General features: G+C 31.2%; 1 protein-coding gene. It reads left to right on the plus strand.

All coding sequences use genetic code 11. The features are described from left to right. Positions 1-111 precede the first annotated feature (111 nt). Entirely contained in the window at positions 112-753 is a 642-nt protein-coding gene (locus ITJ86_RS17165; RefSeq protein ID WP_195872873.1) for a hypothetical protein, read from the plus strand. Positions 754-874: the final 121 nt, after the last annotated feature.

Raw genomic sequence — 874 nt, forward strand, 5'->3', positions numbered from 1 at the left:
AGCCTACTTACGAAAGTCCTCGCGGACTTTCTATCTGTGATTTATTTGCTAACTTTAGTGCTTAAACACGCAACGAAATCATACACAAACACGTTACCACACATTTGAGAAATGACGACATTTTTAGTTTTAATAGCAATATTTTTAGGAATTAGTTTAGTTCTCATTTTGACAAAATCTGACTTACCGAAATTGGAAAAGGTTATTAAACGAATTTCGTTTTACTCTTTAATTGGAATTTTAATCTGTGCTTTACTTTTGGTTTTTGACTTTAGATTTAAAGGAAAGTATACAACCACAATTATTGGACTAACTTTCTTAATCTCAACAATTATATTGTTCGGATTGACTAAAAAAACACGAACTAAAATATTAAGCGGATTTTTAACAATACCTCTCGTGATATTTGGGATTTCGAGTCTGATTTGGGAAATGCCTATTATCTTCTTCTATCTTTTAGCAATGCCATTTCATCCACCAAAAGCAAAATTTGAAATTGATAAAAAACACAACATAGAAGTTAGAGATGGTGGATTTATGGCGTGTGGAGAAAGTTTGTTTATTACAGAAAGTACCTTTTTTATTCTGGACAAAATAAAACACGTTGGAAATAACTCTTGCGTAACTGGAATTGATAAAATAGAAACTATAGAATTTAAAGAAAATAACGTGGAATTTTTAATCTATCACGATGGAAAAACTGAATTTGAAAATCCATATAAATATCAACCTGAAATAAAAAACGTGTGGTAACACCGTGTATAATTCATTGCTAGTTCTAGCCTACTTACGAAAGTCCTCGCGGACTTTCTATCTGTGATTTATTTGCTAACTTTAGTGCTTAAACACGCAACGAAATCATACACAAACACGT

Source organism: Winogradskyella marina (genome assembly GCF_015645385.1).
Classification (GTDB): domain Bacteria; phylum Bacteroidota; class Bacteroidia; order Flavobacteriales; family Flavobacteriaceae; genus Winogradskyella; species Winogradskyella marina.